The organism is Arthrobacter sp. D3-16 (assembly GCF_054408515.1).
This window is the reverse complement of record NZ_CP096437.1, coordinates 2,330,277-2,350,770: the sequence shown is the minus strand read 5'-3', so window position 1 is coordinate 2,350,770 and position 20,494 is coordinate 2,330,277. Positions and strand designations below refer to the sequence as shown.

At 61.1% G+C, this 20,494-nt stretch carries 18 protein-coding genes; 9 read left to right on the top strand and 9 right to left on the bottom strand.

Annotated elements, in window-relative coordinates:
• Window positions 1-3: 3 nt before the first annotated feature.
• The 6 genes from M1D32_RS11260 to M1D32_RS11235 form a co-directional block, all read right to left on the bottom strand.
• Window positions 4-930: a DUF6177 family protein gene (locus M1D32_RS11260; RefSeq protein WP_458778773.1), complete on the bottom strand. Its 927-nt coding sequence runs from the start codon at window positions 928-930 to the stop codon at window positions 4-6.
• On the bottom strand, window positions 927-1,307 hold the full coding sequence (locus tag M1D32_RS11255) for a hypothetical protein (RefSeq protein ID WP_458778772.1): 381 nt from the start codon (window positions 1,305-1,307) through the stop codon (window positions 927-929). The genes M1D32_RS11260 and M1D32_RS11255 overlap by 4 nt, the downstream gene beginning before the upstream one ends.
• Window positions 1,297-5,256: a type VII secretion protein EccCa gene (gene eccCa / locus M1D32_RS11250; RefSeq protein ID WP_458778771.1), complete on the bottom strand. Its 3,960-nt coding sequence runs from the start codon at window positions 5,254-5,256 to the stop codon at window positions 1,297-1,299. Before eccCa ends, M1D32_RS11255 begins: the two co-directional genes overlap by 11 nt.
• Before the next feature lie 4 nt (window positions 5,257-5,260).
• Window positions 5,261-5,983: a hypothetical protein gene (locus M1D32_RS11245; RefSeq protein WP_458778770.1), complete on the bottom strand. Its 723-nt coding sequence runs from the start codon at window positions 5,981-5,983 to the stop codon at window positions 5,261-5,263.
• Between the two features lie 358 nt (window positions 5,984-6,341).
• Entirely contained in the window at window positions 6,342-7,697 is a 1,356-nt protein-coding gene (gene eccD, locus M1D32_RS11240) for a type VII secretion integral membrane protein EccD (RefSeq protein ID WP_458778769.1), read from the bottom strand.
• Window positions 7,694-7,963 (bottom strand): hypothetical protein, encoded by a 270-nt coding sequence (locus tag M1D32_RS11235; RefSeq protein WP_458778768.1) that lies wholly within the window; start codon window positions 7,961-7,963, stop codon window positions 7,694-7,696. Before M1D32_RS11235 ends, eccD begins: the two co-directional genes overlap by 4 nt.
• Before the next feature lie 212 nt (window positions 7,964-8,175).
• Here M1D32_RS11235 and M1D32_RS11230 point away from each other — a divergent pair, with 212 nt between their 5' ends.
• From M1D32_RS11230 to M1D32_RS11200, 7 genes are all read left to right on the top strand, one after another.
• Window positions 8,176-8,517, top strand: a complete 342-nt coding sequence (locus M1D32_RS11230; protein ID WP_458778767.1) for a hypothetical protein — start codon at window positions 8,176-8,178, stop codon at window positions 8,515-8,517.
• Window positions 8,518-8,596: 79 nt separating this feature from the next.
• On the top strand, window positions 8,597-8,902 hold the full coding sequence (locus tag M1D32_RS11225; RefSeq protein ID WP_458778766.1) for a pore-forming ESAT-6 family protein: 306 nt from the start codon (window positions 8,597-8,599) through the stop codon (window positions 8,900-8,902).
• Between the two features lie 26 nt (window positions 8,903-8,928).
• Window positions 8,929-9,282 carry a DUF6507 family protein gene (locus M1D32_RS11220; RefSeq protein ID WP_458778765.1) on the top strand — a complete coding sequence of 118 codons (354 nt, stop codon included), beginning with the start codon at window positions 8,929-8,931 and terminating at the stop codon, window positions 9,280-9,282.
• A 237-nt stretch (window positions 9,283-9,519) separates the two neighbouring features.
• Window positions 9,520-11,643 (top strand): hypothetical protein, encoded by a 2,124-nt coding sequence (locus M1D32_RS11215; protein WP_458778764.1) that lies wholly within the window; start codon window positions 9,520-9,522, stop codon window positions 11,641-11,643.
• On the top strand, window positions 11,636-12,295 hold the full coding sequence (locus M1D32_RS11210; protein ID WP_458778763.1) for a hypothetical protein: 660 nt from the start codon (window positions 11,636-11,638) through the stop codon (window positions 12,293-12,295). Before M1D32_RS11215 ends, M1D32_RS11210 begins: the two co-directional genes overlap by 8 nt.
• A gap of 274 nt (window positions 12,296-12,569) precedes the next feature.
• Window positions 12,570-13,304, top strand: a complete 735-nt coding sequence (locus M1D32_RS11205) for a hypothetical protein (protein WP_458778762.1) — start codon at window positions 12,570-12,572, stop codon at window positions 13,302-13,304.
• 833 nt (window positions 13,305-14,137) lie between these two features.
• Entirely contained in the window at window positions 14,138-14,512 is a 375-nt protein-coding gene (locus M1D32_RS11200) for a hypothetical protein (RefSeq protein ID WP_458778761.1), read from the top strand.
• A 70-nt stretch (window positions 14,513-14,582) separates the two neighbouring features.
• On the opposite strand, the gene M1D32_RS11195 is transcribed toward M1D32_RS11200, so the two are convergent.
• On the bottom strand, window positions 14,583-15,278 hold the full coding sequence (locus tag M1D32_RS11195; RefSeq protein ID WP_458778760.1) for a recombinase family protein: 696 nt from the start codon (window positions 15,276-15,278) through the stop codon (window positions 14,583-14,585).
• 1,454 nt (window positions 15,279-16,732) lie between these two features.
• Between M1D32_RS11195 and M1D32_RS11190 the strand changes: the two genes are divergently transcribed.
• Complete coding sequence (locus tag M1D32_RS11190) at window positions 16,733-16,918, top strand: hypothetical protein (protein ID WP_458778759.1); 186 nt, start codon at window positions 16,733-16,735, stop codon at window positions 16,916-16,918.
• Window positions 16,919-17,081: 163 nt separating this feature from the next.
• Here the strand turns inward: M1D32_RS11190 and M1D32_RS11185 are convergent, their stop codons facing one another.
• Window positions 17,082-17,894, bottom strand: a complete 813-nt coding sequence (locus M1D32_RS11185; protein ID WP_458778758.1) for a hypothetical protein — start codon at window positions 17,892-17,894, stop codon at window positions 17,082-17,084.
• Window positions 17,895-18,051: 157 nt separating this feature from the next.
• On the opposite strand from M1D32_RS11185, the gene M1D32_RS11180 reads away from it, so the two are divergent.
• Window positions 18,052-18,807 carry an HNH endonuclease family protein gene (locus tag M1D32_RS11180; protein ID WP_458778757.1) on the top strand — a complete coding sequence of 252 codons (756 nt, stop codon included), beginning with the start codon at window positions 18,052-18,054 and terminating at the stop codon, window positions 18,805-18,807.
• 81 nt (window positions 18,808-18,888) lie between these two features.
• On the opposite strand, the gene M1D32_RS11175 is transcribed toward M1D32_RS11180, so the two are convergent.
• Window positions 18,889-19,929, bottom strand: a complete 1,041-nt coding sequence (locus M1D32_RS11175; protein WP_458778756.1) for an AAA family ATPase — start codon at window positions 19,927-19,929, stop codon at window positions 18,889-18,891.
• Between the last annotated feature and the right edge of the window lie 565 nt (window positions 19,930-20,494).

Here is a 20,494-nt window from a genome sequence, read left to right as displayed (position 1 = left end):
CCTTTAGCTGGCTACCCCGGCGAGGATCTGCTGGTGGAGGTCCCTGGTGCGACCACCGTCCCAGGTGAAGCCCGAAGGGTATTGAAGAATCAGGTGCTCAAAGGGGGAGGAGCCCCGCACCTCAAAGTCCACGCCGGGGTGGGCGGTCGAGGAAATTTCCAAGCCTCGATGAAGTGCCGGACCCAGTACCAGTAGTTGGGGACGCACCAAAGCATCCCCGCCCGCGTGGACACCCAACCCTCGTGCCCCAAAATGCAACTCCACACCAAAATTCTGCACGTTGGATTCGATGGCAGCCTCCACCTGGTTCGCCCGTAAAGCCGGATTCCAAGCAGGCCTTTGGTCGCTACCAGCAAAGCCGCCTTCAGCTTGGTTCCCCTGCAGCAGCACATCGAAGGACTCCACGACGCCGGCTTCGGTCCGGCAGGCAGTCATGACGCCGGCGAATCCCGGCCCGGACAGCAACAAAATCCCTAACGGCATGTGCTGCCGGAACCATCCGGTCAGAGAACCTGTTTCCCAGTCGTTCACCAGCGGCTCCGTAGGGCCGACGCGATCTGGCTCGCCTCCCGTAGAGGTCAGAAGCATACGGCCAGTGAAGGAGCCCAGGATTAGCTCGTCGCTTGCCGCGTGGAGCACGCTGCCGTGAACTCGGACGGCGGGTGGCGCAGGATGCCCGACATCCTGGCCATGTGCCATGAGGGCGTTCTCCAAATGACCGTCTGGACCTTCGGTGACCCAGAGAATGGCGGCTGCCTTCATAAACGCCAGCATGGGATAGCTGATAGCAGCTTCGTGCCGGGTCTGCAGGGCGACCATGCTCCGCGGCGGAGCATCAATAACCGCCTTACGCAGTTCTTTGAGCATCGTACGGTTTAGCCAGGGCGTAAGAGCCTGGGTCGGGACCAGGACGAGAGGCGCGGCGCTCATGATCCCCAGTTCGCGTTGAGGACCTCATTCGATTGCGGGTCTACCACCAGTCCTTTTGTGCCTGCGACTGTGATCATCAGGAACGCCCGAACAGCTTCAGCTGCTTCCTTGGCATAGGGGCAATTAACTTCTGATACCCATGCCTCGCCCTGGAGTTGGTTTGCGATCCTCTCGCCAAAGATCCTGAGAAGTTCGGGTTCCTGGATTCGTTGCGGCATGGTCAGGAGGGCGAGCTCCTCCCCGTTGAAACCGACAACAAGGTTGTCTGAACCTTCGACGGGTGCCAGCGTGAACTTGTTCTCAAACTGTTCCGATGCGTCCGGGAACAGCGCCAGTCTGGGGTCCTGGTCGCATATGAGGTGGAAGTCATAACTCATGGTCTGAGACCTCGCCGTTGTGGTGGAACGTTTGGAGCATTACGGGTGAGCGGCTCGAGCGGAGGACTCTTGCACGACCGGTGGCCAGGGGAATGGGACGCTCCCCGTTGGCAACTACCCCTTCAGACCGGTCACCTGAGAACATGATCACAGGGGCGCCGGCGGCCCTGATGCTTGAGATGAACGGATCATGCGCAGTTAGGGCAGCCCCGCTTGTTCGGCTGGTGACCAGAGCAAAAAGTCCAATGTCGGCGCCGGAGGGAAGGTAGCCGGTTAAGGGCCGCAACGGTTGGTTTCCGGTGGCGGCCAGAATGTCGTAATCATCGACGAGAAGCACGATGCGTGGTGTTCGAACAGGGGCACTGGTCCCATCTCCAAGCCGGTCCCTCGCCTGCCCGGCAATGAAGTCCGCCAAGTGGGCCGCGCGCTGGCCGTTGGCTGCGTATTCGCCGAGGTAAGCGTCTGGGATGAAGTCCTGCAGTTGCTGGCGTGGATCGAAGACGGCGAAGGCCAGCTCTCCTGGTTTATGCGAGGCGATGAGTTGCGCCGCCGTGGAACGCAAAAGGTTGGTCCTGCCGGTTTCGGGGTCGCCAAAGACGATCGCTCCCCGGTCAGCACCGAACAGGTCGAGGTCTTCGGTTTCGGCGTCGTGCTCCCGGATGCCGAGTGCGACCTTTCCGGCCGGGGGCTTGTAGCCGTTCGGCAGCGCGACGAGTTGCGGGAGGACCCGGACTGGCTGCGCGGTCTGGGGTGAGTACTTTCTCAAGACGGAGGCGAGTTCTGCCAGTTCGTGTCCGGCGTCTTCGGGGTCAGAGGCGCTGCTGAGGGACGGCAGCGAAAAGTGGCCGATCTTCTTATCAGTTGTGAGGGCGCGGCCGGGACGGTGGGCTCCCAGGGTGCTGGCCAGCCTACGATCGACAGAGTCGGCAGGGTCGGAAATGTGCAGCTCGATCCTGGTTCCCAAAAGCGATTGCCTGGACATGCGGATTTCCGACCAGCTCCGGACTGAAAGCACCACATGCACGCCCAAGGTACTGCCGCGCGTCATGATGTCGTGCACGGCTTCCTCGAGTTCCGTGAATTCAGATGTCAGGCTTCCATAGCCGTCAATGAACAAGAACGCATCTGTACAGGTCAGCTCTTTTAGCGCTCCCTTGTTTCGAAGGGAGCGCATGGCGTGGAGAGAATCCAACTTGTGGTGGTCAAACACGGCCTGACGGATATTCAGGAGACTTTGGACTTCCTCCACTGTTCGGCGCAAGACTTCGCGGTTACCGCGTCCTGCCGCCCCGCTGCAGTGGGGCAGGTCCGCGAGGCCGGCAAGCGCGTTACCCAGGAGGTCTACTGCGTAGATGTTGACTTCCTGCACGGTGTGGCCGAGGGCGAGCGACGCGGCGATGGTACGCAGGGCTGTAGATCTACCGCTTTGCGGGGCGCCGATCACGGCAAGATTGCCGCCGCGCGCCGACAGGTCCAGGTGCCAGGGGCCCTGCCACTGCCGTGCAGGATCGTCCAGAATGCCGATGGCTGGCCGGAGGTAACCGGGTTGGGCGAGCCGTGGCCCGGTGGAGGTGAGGTCCAGTGAAGCGCCGGTACCGGACAGGGAAACGACGGTTGGCAGCGGGGGAAGCCATACAGGCTGGGTCTGGCGGGGCTGTGCCGAAGCGAAGCCGACGACTGTTGAGAGGATTGTGGCGGACTCCGGTTGCCTTTTTTCCTGGAGGCTGACTGGTGTTGATACTGCTCTGGGATCTACGGCTCCTGTGTTCCTGCTCGCCTTCCCCGCCCATTCGAATGCGGCCACCGGTGCCGCGATCGGCTCACTTTCGAGCGGCTCGTCCTCCTGTGACGGGAGGGCACCGGATACATAAGCTGCCCGGAACCTCTTGAAGACTGTCGTGTCCACTTTGAGGATGCCGTGCCCGGGGGTGCTGGGCAGGTGATAGGCGTCAGGGACGTCGATGATCGTCCGGCTCTCGCTCTCGGAGTTTGTGTGGAGCGCGATGCGGTAGGCAAGGTAGGTATCGAGGCCGCGAAGCATGCCGGACTCCACCTTTTGGGAGGCCAGCAGCAGATGGATGCCGATGGAACGGCCTATTCTGCCAATGGAGAGCAGCAGGTCGATAAAGTCGGAGCGGGCCGTGAGGAGCTCGCCGAACTCGTCGATGCAGACGAACAGGTAGGGGAGAGGGTCCTGAAGCGCCTTGTTGCCGGGGTCGCGGTCACGCGCGAGCCGGTATTCACTTATGTGGGCAAAATCCCCGCCGCTTCTGAGAAGTTCCTGCCGCCGCTTGACCTCCCCAGAGAGGCTGGAGTAGATCCTGTCCACCAGGCTGGCGTCCGTGACCAGGTTTGTGACCAAGCCCGCGACATGGGGGGCGTTCTCGAACGGGGCAAAGGTGGCACCCCCCTTGTAGTCCACGAGGACCATGTTGATGTCCTGCGGGGAATGGTTGGCGATCAGGGAAAGAACGATGGTGCGCAGTAGTTCGGATTTTCCTGAGCCCGTTGCTCCCACGCACAGCCCGTGCGGTCCCATGCCCTCCTGTGCTGGTTCCTTGAGGTCGAGGTGCACTGGTGCGCCGTCCTCGTCTTGACCCAACGGGACGCGAAGAAAGTCATGGGTCCGCTGCAAGCCCCAGAGCTGGAGCATCGCTTCGGCTGTGTAGCCGGTCAGACCAAGGGCTTCCGCGTAGCTGCGCGAGGACTTGTGCTCCCCGAATTCATGGGAGAGTTCCGAGAGGCGAAGCGGGGCCAAAGCACGGGCGACAGCGTCGGCTATCGTGGGTGGCACGTTATCGGCGACGCCGGTCACCTTCTGCCGCGTTGCGGTCGACTCAAGCGTCAGAGAACCGGACGCGACAGTGAGCCGCAGGTCAACACGTTCCGGCTCCTGGTGCTGTTCGGCCAGCAGATGGACCCGGGTCACAGCAAGCCGGGTCAGCTGCGTGTCCGCAGGCAGACCGGGAAGGCTTCCTGCATTCTGTCCAGGCAGGTCTGAGATGATAATCAGCCGTGGAAGCGCGTCCGCCGGCAGTTGTTGAAAGTTCCGGACCGCGCTGCTCAGCGCAGTCATGCGGGCATCCAATGAGCTGCGCAAGAGCGCTGCCAGTTCCTCGAATGAGCTGGCCTGACGGACTGCCCCGTGTGCCTGCAGATGAGGCAGCCATTTCGTCCATTCCCAGGCTTCCTGCTCTGCGTCAGCAGCGACGATTGCCAGTTCGACGTCCTCGGGTGACTGTGCGGAGGCAAGCTGGCAGATCAGGTTTCTACACACCATCAGTGCCGTGTCGCGGTCACCGACAATGGACACGTCTGAGACGGCGCCAAGGGGCAGTGTCAGGGGCATATTTGGAGTGCTGCTAAACCTCTGGCGCAGTTGTTCGGCCTCGGACAGCATGAATGCGTCGGGGCGTTCGACGGCGTCCCCGCTGTCCTGCACGTTGATGCCGCGTCTGGGCACCGTACCGGTACCGATGCGGGTGATGAGAAAATCAGGGCTGGTCCGGCGGCGTTCCCAGAGCCGGTGCGGGTCGTTGATGATATTTTCGACCAGGCGGGCAGCAGGAGCGTGGGCGACATTCGCTCCTGCCCGGGCGAGATGTTCGTCGGCCTCGAATTCCTGACGGCGGCGTCGCAGGTAATCCATGTACAGCCGGCGCTTGCTGGCCCGCTGCCGCGTCGCTTTGCCGCGCTGGGAGAACATCAACACCACGGACGCCAGGACAGTTGCAACCATCATGATCGCTCCGATGCCGGCCAGGGAGGAGCCGCGGAACAGCATCATTACCGTAACTGAGGTCGCAGCGCCCAGCATGGGCACCAGAGCCAACAGGTTTACTCCGCCAGCGCCGGTAGCGAGTTGCGGGGGTGCATCGAGTTGGGCAGGTTCCGGGGTACTTTCCGGCTGGGTCGTACGGGCGGGCCTGTGCACAATTCGGGTCGTCATGGCCCTAGGCCTTATTGGCGGTCAACAACGCCTTGCCGGCGATTTCGGTGGCGGCAAGCCGGGTGCGTGAGCCGAGCTTGCTAAGCTGCACCGCACCGCCGGCGAAGTGCCGGTCAAACGGCAGCTCTCCTTTAGCAAACCCTTGGTCGTGCCCCTGCCGCGAATGCACGACCACGCCTAACTGCTGCACATAAGGGAAGGTTTCGGCCAAGGACGCCTTCACGGATGCCAGTCGAGCCGCTTCATATCCGCCGGGAGCCGAGACGAGCACGACAGCATGGGCGGTCCCCAGCAACGCTGCTGCATGGCTGGACAATGGTGAGGCGCCGGCGTCGACCACTGTCACGGCCATGAAGCGGGACAGTGTGGACGAAACGTCCGTCCATTCGCCAGCGTGGATCGGAGAGTCCCCCAACGCTGCAATGTCCTTGCGGTCAACAGCGAAGACCTGGTTGCCGCAAGCGATGGAGTTGACCGTGGCCTCGGTGACGGTTCGAACCGGTTCGGTTTGGAATTGGTGGATCAAGGCAGAGAGAGGGGCAGGCCCGGGAGCACCCAGACAACGCAGAAGGCTTCCGCCTTGATCCGTGGCGTCCAGTGCCATGATGGGTTCCTGACGGATGCTGCCCAGGAGTTTAGAGATAACAGCTGCGAGGGTGGTGGTTCCCGCACCTCCAGCCGTTCCCAGGACGATGATCCGCCTCCCTGTGGTTATCGGCGCTTCCACGTCTGCGCATGCCCGGATGAGTCGCTCCGAAAGTGCCCCTGATATGACGGCATCAGTGATCTCGAAACGGACCCGTTCCCACAGACTGTCGCCACCTTTTCTTCCGGCCCTGCGAGGGTCCGGTGCAGTGCGCCGAATGGTTGGCAGAGCCGGGCTGGTCGCCGGCGCTCCTCCACCTACCGGCGAAGGCTGGAATGGTGCGCGGGTTGGGCTCATGGCCGGGCTTGCCGCGGCAGCCATTCCGGGAAATCCGGAGGCCGCGGTCGAAGGGGCAGGCGCGCCCGGCTGGTGCACGGTTGCTGGGCTAGGCCCGGGGCCGTGGCCAGGCTGACGGAACGGGAACTCTGTGCGTGGTTGGTCAGCCAAAGGTTTGTCCTAGTTGGGTATAGGCCCCGGAAAGTCCCAGGACCAACGGAACGGTCGACAGAACGCACAGGAGTTCCAAGCGGGACGCGGTCACACGCAGACGTGCGGCCGTTTGATCCCGCACCCGGGCCATGGAGGCAACGAGCACCAGCCCTGCCACTGTGGCAGGGATAAAAAGCAACAGAGGCTGATCCATGGCGAGGGAAAAAGTAATCGTTATTCCGATACACGCTGTTGCCGCAGCGACATACACTCCCGCCCGTTGTGCCAGAAGTGGCAAGGAGAGCGCCCGGAACGCCAGCGACGCTAGCAGGGCTACTGATAACAGTGCGGCCCAGGGCAGCCGTTCGGTGGCGGTGGCGGTGACGATAGCTGAGGCCGCGGCCACCGCCCCTGCTGTCATTACCCACCCGCTGAGTGTTGCATGGGCGGAGTGCACGGCATCGAGTGTCCTCATCCGTGAGATGCGTTTGCCCTGCCGCTGGTCATCGTCCAGACCACTCAAACCCGTCAAAACCGTAGCTAGGCGTGGGGCCAAGCCCAATGCGAAGATCGCAGCGATGCCGGTCAGCCCGGCGGCCAGCGGCTGGTCACCCGTGCTCCATCCCAGAAGCGCCCAAGCTCCTGCCAACGCAAGCAGCAGCACGGCGCTGGAAAGCAGGGCGACGTGGCGTCCCGTGGCGATCGCCAACGCCGCCAGTGCCAGGGTAGCGGCAGCGGAAAACAGCAGGGCCCCAGGTCCCAGTGGCCCCAGAACCATGCTGGCTGACGCTGCTGTAGCCAGCCCGGCCAACACGATCGAGACGCCAGCCGGTGCGGAACGCCACCGGCCTACAACGGCACCGGCAGCCATGAGGACCGTGGCGATGAGAAGCCCGGTCTGAAGGCCTCTATCGCCCTCGCCGCCGAGCAACATCACTGTTGATGCTCCGGTGCCGGACAAGAGCAGACCGCTGACAGCGGAAAGACCGGTGATGCGCAGCGGGTCAGCCCACAGGGTGGGAAGGCTGTCGGTGGAGTCCGCAACAAAATTTGGGACGTCGTAGACCTCCGGTGCGGGAGGCATGTCCCGTTCGCTCCTCAGGTACAGCAGGGCCCCATCAGAAATGCCTGCCTGCCGGAGGGAGTGGGCGCTGTCAAGGATCTCGCCCACATTGGTCGTCAGCACGGATGCCGTCAATGTCGCCTTGTGACCAGGGGCGGGTCCGTTCTGAAAATTGTCCGTGCCGTCGTTCACGAGGGTCAGGATCGATGGCAGCAGTGATGCCACGGGCTCATCGGACGGCAGCCGCAGATCGAGGTGCCGGTGGGCAGCGATGACGGTGACTCGGCTAAGGGCGCCGCTCATGGAGTTCCTTTGAAGAGGGTGATCGCCGCCGTCGCTCCAAACTCCCGGGCGGATTGTTCGTTGAGCAGATGCTGGACAAAGCTATAGCCGACACAAATAGCCGCAATGAGGGCGGCTACCAGGAGTGACTGCATCAGCCTTTTCGTCACGCTGGTGTAGGTCCGTTCTTGAGGATTCCCGCCATACAGGATGGCGTCATCAAGCCGGTATTTCCGCACCCGGGCGGACTCCAGAAGCCGCGAATCATAGTCGTCCGACAAGCTCATTCCCCCTATAGTTTGCCAACGCGGCGATCCGGCTTTGTTGAAGTACTGAACAGCCCTTTAACCTATCGCGGAGCGCCTCGGTTGCAAGTCACAAGCTGAATCTTGTTTGTTTACTGCATCGACTGGACTTAAGAATACGAGTTGTTCATGCTGTTAATGGTGTCGGTGCAGAATTGCTTCGGTGCCGTCCTACATTCCTACTGGGGGGAACGATGGCAATCTTTGATATGGGTGCTGACACGCTCGGCAACCTGAACAAGCAGACTGACGTATCGCAACAGGATCTCGGTGCGCTCGTTCGACGCTTTGTTGATGCTGTGACGCCGCTGGAGGGCCGCTTCAGTGGTTCTGGAAAAGCGGCGTTCGATGCCTTTAAGAATCGGTCGGACCTCGTCGCATCCGAGTTGAACGCGGCGCTTGCCGCGATTGTTCAGGGCCAGTCCGGGATGAACACCGCTTTTCAGCAAGGCGACCTGGCTGCCAGCGACAACGCCCGCCGTAGCGAGGGCTCGGCCAACTTTGATGCCGCACGCTTTCAGGGCCGGGCCGGCTAAGCCGGTCCCGCCCTCTGTCCGCAGCAATCCTTTCTTTGAATTCTGAACGGAGCAGGAGCCGGTAAGGCTCTGACACAAGATGACTGCTAACCGCATCGCATACGATACGAATGTTTCCTCTCAGGTCCAGGGCGACATTCAGGCCCTGGCCGCCCAGCTGGAGAGCCTGATTGCCCAGCGCGAGTCCGACGTAAACCAGGCTATGTCTGATTTCCGTGCCGACGGGGTGGACGCCGAATACCAGGCTGTCGAAGCACGCTGGGGCAATGCCGCTTCGGAGGTCAAGGCGATCATTGCCTTGGTCCGAAGCACGCTAAGCCTGAATGACGAAACTGCTACCACCGCCTCAACCTCTGCCCGCAGCGCGGTGCAGGGGATCGGTTAGCGGTAGGGGCGCGCTCAATGGCAGGGGTGTGGAACATTGACGTGGCCGCCAGCGCTGCCACCATCAGGGCCACCGCTGCGCAAGTCGCAGGTGCGGAACCGGCATTGGTGGGACTTGAGACTGCCCTGAATGAAGCTGCAGCTGCCATACCCGGCCAAGCCGCCGGTGTGATCGCGGCTTTAAGCGATGTGCTGACAATGGGCATTGCTCCCTCAACGCGTGAGGTGCTGGAGCGTTCCGGCACCATCTTCGCTTCTACTGCGCAGGCGCTGAGCTTTTATCAGCAAGGTGACCTGACGATGGCAGCCGTGTCTCAGCGGAACGCCGCGAACATCGGTGCAGATGCCTTCGCGCGGGGCCCGAATGCCCATGGACAATAACCGATGTGATGTTGAAAAAGGACTCTTAGCAATATGGCTCTGTCCCCGGAAGTATGTGTCGCACTCGGTCCTTCAGGCCTAGATCCGACAGCTGGCTGCCGCCTTCCTGACGTAGATTCGCTGGACGCCGCGGCCACTGGTCTAAAAGGACACGCAGCGGATTTTCATCAGTCAGTTACTGCGTCTGCTCGCCAATGGCAAGCTCTGGGATCGACTTATGCCTCAGATGAAGCACCTGTGGTCCTTGCTGCCTTCGATAAGGTCACCCCGGTGTCTGGCCGTGTGCAGGCCCAAGGGCAGCAAACTTCAGCCGCTCTCGCAGATTTCTCCAGTACCTGCAGGCAATTGAAGGAGCGGCTGGAGCAGTACGGACGAGACGTTCGCGCTCTCGACGCTGATATCCAGGCCTTTCCCACCACCGTCGAGAAAGTCACGATGGTCAAGGGTGAACAGATTAAGAGCGAAGTCCATCAAGATTGGACAGGCGACGGCGAACTCAGCGGCCGAAGAAGCGAGCTCGAAGCTGAAGCGAGGGCCATCTACAACGAATACGTGGCCGCCCAAAACACCTGCTCTGCCGCCCTTGCGGGCATCTCGGGGGGTGAGACTTACTCTGTGGCCAGCGCCAGTGCCCACAAGCCGTCGGGAAACCCTGTAGACGAAGCGCTTTACCATGTCGGGTCCTTCTTCGGCGTCGACAACAACGGCTCGCAGCAGCCATGGGGGAGAGAGAATATTCCCTACCGATGGAATGGCACGCTTGGCTTCCTTCAAGGCCTCGGAGCCGGAGCCGTTGCTCTTGTCGACGGTGTATGGTCGCTCACCCTCACGGGAGACCAAGCGAAGCGGGATCAGGCCTGGGGCGGCATCAACGCGCTGATTGCAGACCCACTCGCCATAGACGTTGGCCAGATGGCTTCCTCGTTCTTCCACGCGGAAGAGGCCGAAACAAACTCTTCGTGGGCCTTCGGCGCGACCCTCACCGGCATAGCCTCGATGGTTGCCGGTGGAGGAGCGGGCGCCGCTGTTAAATCGGGAACTGCAGTCAGCAAGGCGGGCCTTACCGCTGAAAAGTTGAGTATCGCCACAATGAACACCCCTCGGTTGGGTGACGTATCCTCCGCCCTGGGCCGCGCCGCCAGAGGACTGGAATCAACAGGATCGTTCCTGGCCAAGCCCGGGTCGCTCACCCTTAAAGTATCCGACGTTCTGATGCCTCAGACGACAGCGAAGATCCTCGACACTATGGCTCAAAGCCGGGTCGCAGTCTTTTCATCACTGGACACAGGCAAATCGGCGGTAATCGAAACTGTCGCTGGCACCAAACGCAGTACGGCCGCGGCGATGGCAGCAGTGGCCGAGGGCATCCGTACTGTCGACAACGCGGTGCCGAAGCCCCAGTACGCACTTGCCCACGGTGCTGTCGTCCCGGACGGCTCGCCCCGGTCAGCTGATTGGTTGGACAACAAGGCCGCCTCGATCCGGGACAGCAACCCGCCGGCGTTTGTCCCTCCAGAACGCTCTTCGATTGGCGGAGGCCCTGCACCTACAACTGCCAAGCCCGAGCTCTTTTCCAGGCCAGAACACATATCCGAGACCGTGGTACTTCGTCACGGCGACAAAACCTTCCCAGTCAGCAAAAAGGAAAATTTCGCTGCACGGACCGGATTGCAACCAAACACCGAGTACATCGTTGAGCACCGAGGCAAGATGAAGGATGACTCCGGGGCACTAGTAGCGGATACCGTGGAAAAGTACTACACCGATGCTGCTGGCAGAGTTACCAGAGTGGACACCTATGCCGGCGTAAAGGGAGCGTGGTCTCCGGAACTTAATAAGCCTGTCCCGAACGCGACATACAACGTCGTTGCTCAGGTGGATGGCGGCCTGCAAAACACATTCACCCTTGTCATGGACCACAATGGTCGCCTTGCCTCGGCGAAAGGCCACATCACTTCAACGCTTGTTGGCGACATGAACCGGAACGGTTGGCAACAGCTTAGAGCCGGTCGGCTTGGCGGAGAAGGTTACGACGGCGGACATGCCGCACCCTCAGCCCTGGGGTTTATCGGTGAGCGGGCGGGGCTTTTCCCCCAGCATGAGTGGCAGAACCGCCTCAAGGGTGAGGCTATTGATGCTGAGGACAACAATTACTTCAACACTGAAAAAGAGGTAATTGGTAAGGTAAAGAAGTTGCTGACACGTGGCGAGAACGTGGACTTGGAGTGGGAGATGGAGCTTGTACCTGGTGCAAAGCCAGACCTGCCTTCAAACCTCGACCTCGGATATAAATTTGGAAACGGTTCATGGCAAGACTTCGACTTCAATAATCTTCAACATAAGGCGGCTGCCATTGACTAGCAACGGCTCGAACGGCTCGAACGCAGAACCATTTGTCGTCAAAGGTCTCGAGAAACTTCATGAGGAAGCCTTCGGTAAAGATGGTTTTGCGCTGGGCATGGACGAAGTAATCGACATTATCGTTTTCCGAACGTCCTCGACGTACAAACGTGGTCATATGGTCTTGAAGGGCAGCGTTGTTCAGCGTGATCGCAACGCCAAGTATTCACGTGAAGCGTTGAACCGCTGGCTCGATGCATGCCGCGTACGTGCATACAAGCCCGGTCTGGGAACGTGGACGACGGCTGAAGTTCATGTCTTTCCCAACCGCCCCGGGCGCTTGGACCTATTCGATGAGGAGCATTTGGCGAGGGACACCGACGGGGACTGGTATCCCGGTGCTCATCCATCCGGCGCCGCGTCCTGGTCGGAGCAACTACTGACCTTCCCCAGAACGGCAGCAAATATTCCAGACTGGATGTGGGACATATTCCGCGCTGAGGGAGTGACCCCGCCGCTCTACAACACCGAGTTTGGGTCAGTGGACTGGAAAAACAAGCGCTGGCCTGTGACAGAGAACGGAACCGACTTCTCTGCCGAACCCAAGGTTATCGACCAGTCTCAGGAACCTGGAGTCTTCGCCAAGATCGGCAAGAAGCTGTTCGGTAGTTAGTCAGAAGGGTTGAAGCCAGGGGGAGAAGAGGAAGGACGAACAGCTCCAGCGCGTCCTGACCGTCCGTACTACTACGGGTATGCGATGGCCGGCAAGACCATCTATGCCCACACCGAGGAAGAGTGGGCATCGGTGCCAGCTCCGGCGGTGGCGACCACAACCTGATCCGTTCCTTTTACTTCAGTCTGGCCATGCTGGTCCTGATGATCCCGGCCTCGTTGTTCTGCCCTGGTCTTCGGGATTCTTGCCCTGTTCCGATCATGGAGCGCTGGTCATGGTGTTCTTCGGGCTGCTCTTCTTCGGCGGGGCAGTTGTCCAGTGCTATTACAACGTCAAGGAAGAATGGCGGGGGCGGAAGGCGAGGAAGCTCAAGGGCCTCCCGAAACCCTGCTGGGAGGCCGACGGTGACCGGGCCTACGCATGGTTCTTGGAGCACCCCGAACCACGCATTCAAATGACCCTGGACTACTTCCCGTATTCGGTGAAGCTGCAGAAGCAGGAAGCAGTTCGATGGCTCAGCCGGAAGACTCGGACAAGAAATACGGACCGTGGGGGACAACGCGAACAGATGAGGGGAGACACGATGAAGAATGGCGTTAGCCCAAACGCAGGGGAGGCAGCCATTCCGGAAGGGTTGACAGAGGAAGACCTCATGCTCGGTAAGGTAGCTTGCCGGCGGGTCGAAGTCATCAAATGGATTGCCTTGGCGCTCTGCATCGGCATTGCCATCTACACGTGCATGACTGTTCCCTGGGACACCAGGATGCCGTACGACGGAAAGTACGACAGGAGCGGCAAGGGGCTCCCCATGCAGATCGCGATGCTTCCCGCTCCTGTCGTTCTCGTCGGATTCCTGCGTTCGGGGAGGAAACCGGATGCGCACCAGATGGGCAAGGGTTCACGCATCGCGACGTACATCCTCATACCGGCTGTGACAGTTGGCTGTGCCTGGGGCCAGTGGATTATGGCGGAAGGGATCCTGATTGCAGGCGGAGCGCTCCCCGGGTAAGAAGCCTTGGGTACACCGAGGTCTGCATCGGCGCCGGCCTGCTGATCGATTGACGAGACAAACTGAAGGGGAAGCTCATGACTGATGAGTTCCGGTACACGTGAGGGCAACGAGAGTGGCCCGAAAGCGTCGTCCCTCCTGCTGGGTAGGACCTATTTCGCCTACGATGTGCGATTCCGTGATGGTGAGGTACGCACCAACGTGGATCCCAAGGCGGTACTGCACGGCGCCCGTTTCCCGGCTGACTTTCGTTCAGTCATGCGTGGTGCGAAGGCAGTAGCCGGCGGTGGAGCCCGGGCGAGTGGGTGGACTATCCATACGGCCGTCCCCTTGACATCAGCATCAACCCGCACGATAGGACCCGTGGGAATCGCGCTCTACGCCATCTGGGCGGCATTCTTCGTCGCCGTCGCCCTCACCTTAATCCATGCTGTGCGGAAGGCCAGAAGCCAGGAGCAACTCATCGCCCGCTGGCCAAGGACCCAGGCCACCGTCACCGGCAGCCGGCAAGGCTGGACCCGCGGCGGCGGCAACACCACCCGTAGCGTCCGCCACTGGCCCGCCTACCAGTTCCAGGATGCGCGCGGGCTGTGCCGTACGCCGGGGAGTCAGAGGTCTCATACGCGAACCGGCCGACACCCATGTCCTTCATCAATGGCCTGGGTGAGAAAAACCTCAAAATGCGGATGGGTCATCACAACTGCCTTTCATCAACACCACTACTGCGTCCGGGCTCCGCTGGACCCCCGGACTTTGCTGCGGCAGATGGGGGTTGCTTTGTTTCTGCCGTGTGTGACTTGGGACTGTCGCTGTCCGCTGGTAGGAAGAGGCGTATGGAAGATGAGCGGCCCAACATTGGCCTGGACAATTTCACACACACCGCCCAGGAACTGGCCAAGGTGGTTATGGCCAGCCCTTATCTGAAGCTGGAGCTGTTCTTTGGCCTGGAGGGCTTTATTGCCAGGGATCCCGAGGGGGTCCGCATTTTGACGGCGGACGTCGGCGTGCGGACAGACAAGAAGACGGACGAACGCACCGGGGCGCTTGAACGACTGCGCCTAAAGAAGACGCACCGTGAGCTGCCAATGCCGATTTCAGTGCTGGCGGCGAAGCAGGTAGTTCTTCAATACGACCAGGAACGTGCAGGACTGGCTCTGCGACCGTACTTTTTTGAGAACCGGCCGTTTCCGCAGGCAACGGAAGGATAATGCCCTCCCTGGGACAGCAGAAGCCCCCGTTGTCATGGGACAGCGGGGGCTTCCAAGCGCGGAGCGCTGGTCAGGAACTGGTTGGCTGGTCGTACTGCTGACCTGCCGGGTCCGGTGGCAGCAGGACGAAGACCAGCAAAATGATCGCACCCGCGAACGGAATCACGCTGATGAAGTACCACCAGCCGCTCTTGTTGCTGTCGTGCAGGCGGCGCACCGTCAGGGCAATGGACGGAACGATGATTGCCAGCATCCAGAGGAAGAACACGGCCACGATGATGGCTGCGCCTACGCCGAATTGCGGGGTTTGCCCGTCCGAGTCCGGCATCGACATCAGCGACATGATGAGGAACCAGACGATCAACCAGGTCCTGCCCCGAATGTCCCAGTGATCCGTTATGACAATCTGGATCAAGCCGTAGGTGGCGAGCATGTTCAGCATCAACCGACCTGTCGAGGTCGCCGGGTCGATACCGTCTGAGATGGATCGGACCTGGGCGCCGCGTTCACGCAGCAGGTTCACGGTGTTCAGCACGTCGATCAATGACCGGCCCAGCCGATCGACCCGCCACACAACAACGGTGTCGCCCTCCTCGGCGTACTCGAAGAGTCTCTTCATCCCTGGCCGTTCGATGGCCGTCTTACTTCCCGAGGTTACATCGGCGAAGACGTCGCGCTTTTGCACGCCGACGGAGAGCAGAGCGTTGAGCTGCAGCTGGGCATCCTGGTTCGAAGTACTCACCGGTGCGTAGCCCAATTGCCTCATCAGGACATTCTGACTCAAAAAGTCCCTCACGAGGCTATGCTGAGACGATTTACAGTGAGACGTGTTTCCGGGACTTCTGCCAGCCCGGTTTTCTCAATCCGCAGCTGGCTCCTCCCGACGCCCCGAACAGTGCCTCGAAAAGCTTTTGTTTTTCAAGACACCGGATTGCTGAACTACGCGTGTTGGCGTCCTTTTGTGATGGGGTGCCAAAATTCCGTCAGAAGGAAGCGGTAGCCTCGGAGTGCATCGAGTCGGCGGGGCAGGTGCGGGGTTGGTCAATACTTACTCGCAACCAGGTGAGGCAAAGAGTGAGGATCTTGTGAAGGACCTGTTCAGGGGTTTGCCAATGGTGCCACCGGGCCTGTAAGCGGCCGTCGTGCGAGTGGGTGGTAACTGGGGATGGGAGAGGGAACGATGAAGACCAGTGATGCATCGGAGCGAAACGCTAACAGACCGACATTGAAGTGGTATTGGAACTTGGCCGGAGCCCTAATTTTTGGGTCCATAATATTTTTCATGTTCATACCATTTTGGGAGTCGATTGGAGCTGAAACCATGCGGTGTGAAGTGGTCTCCGCGGAGCCGCGTACGAGTTCGGGCGGCTCGCGGGGGTCTGCGTCGACTGCAGGTGTTTTGGTGACGACCTTGAATTGTGGGAGCATTTCCGTTTCCAACGGAGTGACGTTCGATAACCGTGAAGAGATTGCTGCTTCTTTTGAGGCCGGACGTGAATATGAGTTTGATATTGGTTGGTTCTCACGAGTGGTCATGGAGGACGTCTTGAGGCAGGGTTATTCAGCAAGAGACTATCGATTGGTGAAGTGATGGTCCGCTGTGCTTAGTGCGCGAAGTTTCTTGATCGCTGCGACAAACTACCACTGAGTCTCTGAGGCAGGGTAGTGCGAGTGGGACAGTAGGGTCGCCCCCGCGTGCACACGGCTACGGGCCTGATGGACTAGGTGACGGACTGCGACGAGGGCTCCCTTTCTGTGGCTGCAATAGCAGCCTGCGCCGGGATCGCTGTCTTTTTCCTACAGAGGACTATTGAGCAGAATGCTTTTTCGTGCAGGGCACAAGGGTGACATTTAGCGCTGCAAAAATGCCGCCACTTATCGCTGCAAATCACACCTCCCGGATCCTGATCGCTGTGACGTCGGCATTCCGACCGCATCTGACACTTTCCAGGTGCTATCCGATCCAGCAAAGTCCGACTCGGATGGTGACGGGCTCCCTGATCCCGCCGAGCTGGACGAGGGCACTTCAGTTTGGCGTTCCGATACCGATGCCGACACGGGAATCTGGACGCTGAGTCGTCCGTCGCCACGATCGAAGAACACCTCGCCGGCCGTATCCACGCGGAGTACTTGCGCGGTTACACGGATCTCTTCCCAGCACAGCAGGCCGCTGTCGCGGCCACGCTCAGACGTTTCGGCCCGGCCGGCCGGAATGACTATGTGGTTGCGGCGACCTCCCGCGACGGCGATTACTGGCGGGTCCGCATCACCGGCAGCCCGCCTCACCCGGCGCAAGTCGACGTCGAACTGCAGGCCCGCCACGCACCGCCGGGCCAATTGACCTGCCGCGGGCCGGCACTGAGCTCGGCCATGGTCTACGAGCTCAACTCAATCCACGCAGTCTAAAGGACGGGTTTACCGAAGGCAGTCCGTTTGTCGGTGAGTCGACGAAGGTTCCAATCGACCCGGCGACCCAGGCCTCGAGCACCGCATATTTTGTTGGATTCGCCGATGCAGAGTTTTGATCGTCGGCCTCGGTCCCGCGTCGGCGAGCGTCGGCATCGTTGCCCTACGGTGTGGGCTGCTCGGCCGATCCGGGATCTGAGAAGACCTCCGGCCCCGAAGTCCCGTCGGGGGCAGGCTCCGGGCTCTGTTCGGTTTCGGGGGCGGGGTCCGCTGGCGGGGTGTCGCCTATTTCCGTCGTTCCCGGCTCTTGGGTTGTGGTCGAGCCGTTGTCCCCGTCACTGGGGCTGCCGTTGCTCGTCAGGCCCCCTTCTTCGTTGGAGCCTCCCTCGACTTGCCCAGGCACTTGCCCCACGTCCTCACCGGATGTGTCAGTCTCGCCGGGGGCCGTCGTATTGCCGCTCAATGCTTTGCCGAGCGTCGTCGTGTGTTCGGCCGCACCGTCATCAATGCTCGACGTCGACGAGACAAGACTGGAAATGGGCTGGTTGGTTCCAAACTCGACCGCAGTGAGGCCGACCATCGCGAGGACGAATGCGGCAGCACTGACCGCCCCCAATTTAATCCAGGTCTTGGCGGTAAACCGCTTGCTGCCAGATTTGGCTTGAGGTTCATCGCTCCCGGACGAAGCGCTGGCAACGGGCACGTCGCCGTCGTCAACCCGCAGGCCGCGCCTGCGTTGCTGAGGGATTTTCGTGAGGGCCATGGTGGCGGCGGAACTAAGCGTTCGGGCATAGAGAGCGGCGCCTACTGTGGCAACGACAGAGCCGAGCGCGGCACCGATAAGTGTTCCGGCAACACCGAGAAAGGACCCCACCAAGGCAGAGGTCACGGCGGCCAAAGCCGAGCCAATAGTCTGGGTGCCGCTTAGTCCTAGGAACTGTTTCGGCTTGTCTTCGGTAGCGGAGTCCGCAGGCATATATTCACACGCAATTCGATTGGGATTGTTACGAACAGATAACGATACCAGCCTTGCGGCCGGTTGCTCGAAGTGAGCTGCGAGGACGAAGGGAGTCGCCGCCTGTGACGGGCACCACGAATGGGCCTGGCTGTAACAGGCGGTGTTGGAAGTTAGCGTGGAAGAGCCCGCTGCAACAGAAGGACCCAAGATCAATCGCTTCGCCACCCGAACCCTGACCGCTGTCGCCTCCCTGCTACTGGCCGGTTCCCTCACCGGTTGTGACGCTGCCGCCAACGCTTTCGAAATCATCGAGTCGGCTCCACGCAAGGCAGCCGATGCGCCAGCACCGGCAGACCCGTCCTTTGCCCTTGAAGCCACTAACGCCCTCGCCCAATTGGAGAACATCCCGGTAAAGGGTCGTGCCCCAAAGACCGGCTATACCCGCGATGAGTTTGGACCGGCTTGGGCTGACGTTGACCGGAACGGCTGCGACACCCGCAACGACATCCTCGCCCGAGACTTGACGAACGAAACGTTCAAGCAAGGCACCAACAACTGCGTCGTAACCACAGGCACCTTGGCGGACAAGTACACGGGCACTGGCGTTAACTTCGTTCGCGGCCAAGACACCAGCTCCGAGGTGCAGATCGACCACATCGTTCCCCTCAGCGACGCCTGGCAAAAGGGCGCGCAGCAGCTCAACGCTGACCAGCGCAAGGAACTCGCCAACGACCCGCTCAATCTCATGGCCGCGGACGGCCCTACCAACAGTGCCAAAGGTGACAAAGATGCAGCTACCTGGCTTCCGCCGAACAAAGCTTTCCGGTGCGAGTACGTCGCCCGGCAAACTGCCGTCAAGGTGAAATACGGCCTCTGGGTCACTCAAGCCGAGCACGACGCCATCGTCGGCATTCTTGAGGGCTGCAAATAGGGTTATCGGCGGGGAGAAGCAATTCCGGGGTGCCGGTCGCGAAATAGATAGGCATTCCCACGGCAGCGGCCGCGCATCCGGTCAGGCCAGCCAGCGCCACCAGCGTGACGGTTCCGGTTCCGGTTCCGGCGGCGGTTCCGGCTCCGGCTCCTCGCCCAAGGCCAGCGCGGCCTCGGTGATGTCGTCCGCGGTGAGCGTCATGACGGCCTCACGGTCGAGCGCGTCGAGACTTCGTTCCTCGTCGAGAGATAGCCGCAGCGCCTGGCGGTTGAGCGCCTGCTCGAACAGTGTGCGGGCGAACCGCGCATTGCCGGAGTCCTCGCTTGCGTGGAGCCCGGTGAAGATGCGGCGCAGCATCTGGTCGGCACCTGGCTCCAGCGTGTACTCGTGCTGGGCCAGCATCTGGTGGAAGATCGTCTGGAGTGCGTCGACGGAGTAGTCGGGGAACGTGATCTCGCGGGCAAACCGGGAGCGCAGCCCCGGGTTCGAGAGCAAGAAGGACTCCATCAGCCGCGGGTACCCGGCCACTATCACGACCAGGCGGTGGCGGTGGTCCTCCATCCGCTTGAGCAGGACCTCGATCGCCTCGGGGCCGAAGTCCATCCGGCCGTCCTCCGGGGCCAGAGCGTAGGCCTCGTCGATGAACAGGACGCCGTCCAGCGCACGCCGGATTACCCGGTCCGTCTTGATGGCGGTCGCGCCGACGTACTGCCCCACCAGGCCCGACCGGTCCACCTCGACCAGATGGCCTTTCTGCAGCAGTCCCACTGCGCGGTACATCTCGGCCAGGAGCCGCGCCACGGTGGTCTTACCTGTGCCCGGGTTTCCGAGGAACACCAGATGCTGTGACGTGGCCACCTCCGGGAGGCCGTGTGCCTTGCGGCGGGCCTGCACCTGGAGCAGTGCGACGAGGGCCCGCACCTGTTCCTTCACGGTCTCCAGTCCGACCAGAGCGTCGAGCTCGGCCTGCACCTCGGACAGCGGCCGGGCCGGCCCGGGCCTGACACCGATGAGATCGCCGACCAGGTCGTCGACACGCTCCGAACTGGGCAGCTTAAGCTGATCGGCGAGATGGCCGATGGTTTCGCGCAGGTCGTCGAGCGGATGGCGGCTGGGAGCCATGCATCCACTGTAGTACTCGATTCCCGACCGGGGTGTGGTTGGCCCCACCAGTATCGATTCCTTTTGGTCGTCGTCCTGGCACGCCCGCCATCGTCCGCGATCCTGTCAGCACCGGGAGTTGAAGGTACGACGGCTCCCACGGTGGAGGCTGTGATGCATGAACTGATGGATCTCGCCTGGAACGTCTGTCTATGACCGACTCGGGGAGCGGACCCCCTGGGTAGCAGGTTCTTCGTCACGGCTGACTGGATTGGGTGTGGATTCTGTCGCCGTTATCGCGGACCCGGTGAGAAGGTCGCCATCGGTGTGCCGCTGGCGGTGAAGTAGCAGTTGTCGCTCCCTGGCAGTAGTAGCGGTGGATAACCTCTGAGAATCGTCCCCGGACCCGGTCGGCACACCCGCTGGGTCAAGAGGAACGGTGTGGGCCTCGGGCAGCAACTCGTCCACCCAGCTAAGGTTCCGGCGATTCTTTCCTTGAAATACGGGCAGACGTATGTGACCGTTGACACCTTCTGCGTTGTACTCTAATGTTCAACAAAAGTTTCTCTCCAGGCATAAACGGTAT